Origin of the sequence: Okeania sp. SIO2C9 (assembly GCF_010672455.1) — a bacterium.
Classification (GTDB): Bacteria; Cyanobacteriota; Cyanobacteriia; order Cyanobacteriales; family Microcoleaceae; genus Okeania.
Window position 1 is genome coordinate 1 of record NZ_JAAHGO010000011.1, and the last position, 4,263, is coordinate 4,263.

Below are 4,263 nucleotides of genomic sequence, written 5' to 3' on the forward strand. Positions count from 1 at the left end.
AAAGATAAGAGTCTATACTGTAGGGGCGAATGGCCATTTGCGTTCCGCAAAGCTGCCGAATCGCGCCCTTACCGATTGTATGACTATCAACAGAATTATATTACTCCGAAGCCAACGGATTTGATATTATTTCTTTTTTTTCCCCTATCCAAGGGGAGGCTTCAAGGCGCGAATTATTTAATTATTAATTATTAATTATTAATTATTCGGTAATTAGTTTATTGTTGGCACCTGGAATGATTCTGTTTTGTATCGATATTTCTAAATTTTTGGTAAAAACAATTCCGGCGATCGCTAAAATTTTTAGTGCATTAGGCCAAGCATTAATGATTATTTTATTTCTTCATTTAGCATTTGTCTATGCCTTAAAAAATTTAGATTTAGGAATCTTATCTTCCAATTTATTCATCTTATTTATCTTGAGTACAACATTCTCGTTTATCAGTTACATGATTATTATTCGTTTTTCTTTTACTAGAGCAATTTTCTTGGGAAGTGCCAAGGATTTTGAGCAAATTTTTATAACTAAAAATCAGCAATTTTTTTAATAAGTCAGGACTTACGCAAATTGACTTTTAAAGCATCATTTGTAGGGGCGAATGGTATTCGCCCTCCCTATATGTAGAGTCTGTCCGTAAGTCCTGTAAGTAATACATCATAATTTCCCGATGATGGAGATTATTTTTTTGACCAGATAAATTATCTATATTTATTTTGTTATGTATACAATTTTTTGATTTTAGGCAATAGGCAAGATCGAATAGAGAATATAGTTTTTTTTCGGTGAAATTATGTTGATGATTATAGATTATTTGGGCGATCGCTCCTTTATTTCAAATGTTTAATTAGTAATGATAATTTATCGGAAAATCAGAAATAAATTAGTTTAGAGATATGGAGAGATTATAGTTAGATTTCTCTCTCTATTTTTTAGTTTTTCCCTCACTTCATTAGCTTTAACATCATAGCCTTGATTGGGGTTTTGTTTATGAAGATTAATGAATAAGTCTATGTAAAATTGATAGTAATTTTGAACTGTAGTGAAATAGGATATAGAGAGGTTAGTAGCGCTCATTTGTGTATAAAGTTCTTCAATAATTTTGATAGCTGATTCGATTTTTATTAATGCTTCGTATAAGTTACCTTGGTTGCATTTTAAAACTGCCACATTATATAGAGTATTGGCAACACTCTCTTTATCTTGAATTTTTTTGGATAAGTCTAAGGATTGGTTAAAGTAATCTAGTGCGGTTCGTTTTTTTTCTAAAGTATTGTAGACAAGACCAATATTATTCAGAGTCATAGCTTCCCCTGGAATACTTTTCATTTTTTTGAACAAGTCTAGGGATTGGTTGAAGTAATCTAGTGCAGTTTGTTTCTCTTCTAAAGTATCGTAGACAAGACCAATATTATTGAGAGTTATTGCTGCCCATATTTGGTAGTTTGTTTTTTGATAAAGTCGTAGTGCTTGCTCAAAAATGCTTATTGTTTGTATTTTTGATGTTTTTGTTTCTTGTTTGAAGAGTTGACTCCCTTGTCGATATAATTTGTTTGCTTCGAGGCTAAGTGTTATCTCTATAAAAATTCTTATTACACTGACAATCATAGAGAATGCTAATAGATAAAGCATGATATTAGCTGCAGTCAGATTATTCCCATCATGCAAAATAACTGATAAGATTAATAATATAAATAAAGAAGCAATAACACTAATAAGCAGATAAGCATTAATAAGTAATACAAATAAAGAACGAAATGGAAAATGTTTTGCTCCTAAAATGGAATTAATGAACGACATAATTTTTGGTGTTTTTCTAACCGCAAACCTTGACAAATAATTAACTAATCGGAATAATCTTGAATCCTGATAAATAAATGTACTAATTGGGAATATCACCACCCCGATTAGAGAATAAATAATCAGCAATATTATATAATTACCAATAGAAATAAATAAGCTAATTATGAATGACAAAGGAAAAATAACACCAAATACAACTAGACTTATAACCAGGCCGATAAATACTATTTTAGTTATCAAATTATTTGATTCAAAAATTGAATATTGCTGTGAAATTACTTTTATTCTAAATACAATAAGCTGTAAGAAGTGTAGAGAACCAGTGAAAAAAAATAGTCTTTGATCGTCCCAGTCAAAACTAACATTAAAAAAGCTTGCTATCAATAAACAAAGAAACATATTAATAATTATATGAATTTCTAGACTGGAAAAAGATAATCTTTGAGTCTGAAAAGCCATAGATTTACACCTTTTTTGATAACTAAAATTTTTGAGGAAATTATATTTCTAGCTTCTAGGAATATATGGAATTTTAACTAAGCAGATTACTTGATGATTAAGTAGTCAGTAGTTACTATTAAGAATGAGAACTTTGTCATGGAAATTTTTACTGTTATTTCCTACAATATTTGACAACTTTGGTAAAGAATTGCTGAAGTGTTTATCTGTTAAAGTCTACAAGCATCTACACGAGAAAAGAACAACCCCATCCGCGGAACGGTTTTTATCCACTCACCAGCACCCACAACAGCGCCCCATGGTAGATGTCCTACATAAGGAGTATTCGGATTAACAGAGTCCCAAACCAGGTTCCATTCACCTCCTTCACGCCAACCCACTTTTTCCCCAAAAGCAGTTTCATATCTTTTGTAATACTCTTCTGTCGCGCCACCTAGTTGATAAGCCTTCCAAACGTACCAACTACCACCTAGACTATGATAAATTTTCTCCTGGACAGAAAAGCCAAACTGACCATTACTATACTTTAGCCAAAGTTTGTCAATTGTACTCAAATCCTTGCAGGATAAATTCTGCAAGTCTTCTCTGTCTAGCCGTTCTTGCAACACTCGATCTGCCACTTTTAGAATTAATGTAGCTGTCTCCTTGTCTGCTTCTTCCCAATTTCCTGCTGCTAACAAGTCACGCAGTTTTGTGTAATCAACTCCCACTTCCGAAACTAGAGGTACATAATGAGGAAATGCTTGAACCCGATACTCCTGAAACAAATTAATAGGTATACCCCAGTGAAAAGTATTAAGTTCATCATATGTTTCTATCCTTTTGACAACTTGCTGAAAAGTTGACTTTTGTGCGTCAGACAAACTTGTTTTTTTTGATTCCAAACTTTGGATTATTTCTAGATCGCTCATTCCATGAACTGCTACAACTTCACCCCTAACATCTACAACTGGAGAGCCACTCATTCCATTGATATTCAAAAATTGATAATAAACTCCATAACCTTTTGCTGACTTAGCTAAACTCGAAACAGTACCAGAAACAAATTTAGGCAGCAACTCCTCACTCTCTATTGGGAAACCAGAAATATAGATGGAACTACCTATTTTCAGATTTTCTAAATTACCTATTTTCAAAGCTGGATAATTGCATTTTTTTCCCTCTGGTTGAAATGTGACTAAAGCTAAATCAATATTGCTAGGAAATATTTTCATACTGGCAATATCCCAGACTTTTTCGTCATTAGTTTGTAATACTTTTTCTCCTTCTTTTTTGATAAAATTAGCTGAGGTTACTACAGTACAAACATCAGTTTCTCCAGATACAAAAAAACCCGTTATATGTCCAGGTTTATTTCTAGAGGATATTTTGACAATACTCCGTTCTAGTCGATAGGCAATTTTTTCTGATGATAATTCTCTAGAACAATTTGTCAGAGTTATTGCTAGGAATATTAGACCAATAATTCTTGGTAAAAATTTCATCTTTTTCATAAGTTGAGAAGTCTGATTCTTACCATTATACTTACAACTACAAAAGAGGTTATTCCTTAATAAAGGAGAACTTTGAATAGGCCAGGGTCATAGGAAATGTTAAGATTTGATCGTACTTTCCTCAGATTAGTTCTACTCGTTCATTTTCAGTTAAAACTCCTGTTTTCAGTCTTTTGTTGATAATTTATGGATAATAATTGATTTTATTTTTTATTTTTAGAGATGTCTATTTACTATAAATATTTCTAATTTAGTTAGGACTTATGCACAACAACTATATCTAGGACGAATGGCTATTAGCCCCTAAAGATAAGGTAGAATTTGATATTTTGCGTAAGTCCTATTAGTACTAATCTCCCAATATTTCATCAACAGTAAAAGTTACATTAGGCAAAGCTTGAATTGTTACAGTTTCACCGCTCTTAAAAGTCTGCACAATTTCATAACCATTCGCAGTAGGTTGTCGATAAACTTCCAGACATTTTTCAGTCAGATTCACCAACCAAACTT

Annotated in this window: 3 protein-coding genes; 1 reads left to right on the plus strand and 2 read right to left on the minus strand. The window is 32.1% G+C overall.

Annotated features, from left to right (window positions below; genetic code table 11):
* Positions 1 to 221: 221 nt before the first annotated feature.
* Positions 222 to 548 (plus strand): hypothetical protein, encoded by a 327-nt coding sequence (locus F6K23_RS09960; RefSeq protein ID WP_293154150.1) that lies wholly within the window; start codon positions 222 to 224, stop codon positions 546 to 548.
* A gap of 338 nt (positions 549 to 886) precedes the next feature.
* On the opposite strand, the gene F6K23_RS09965 is transcribed toward F6K23_RS09960, so the two are convergent.
* Both F6K23_RS09965 and F6K23_RS09970 read right to left on the minus strand, forming a co-directional pair.
* Positions 887 to 2,260, minus strand: a complete 1,374-nt coding sequence (locus F6K23_RS09965; protein ID WP_293154153.1) for a tetratricopeptide repeat protein — start codon at positions 2,258 to 2,260, stop codon at positions 887 to 889.
* A gap of 209 nt (positions 2,261 to 2,469) precedes the next feature.
* Positions 2,470 to 3,744 carry a GUN4 domain-containing protein gene (locus F6K23_RS09970; protein WP_293154155.1) on the minus strand — a complete coding sequence of 425 codons (1,275 nt, stop codon included), beginning with the start codon at positions 3,742 to 3,744 and terminating at the stop codon, positions 2,470 to 2,472.
* Positions 3,745 to 4,263 lie beyond the last annotated feature (519 nt).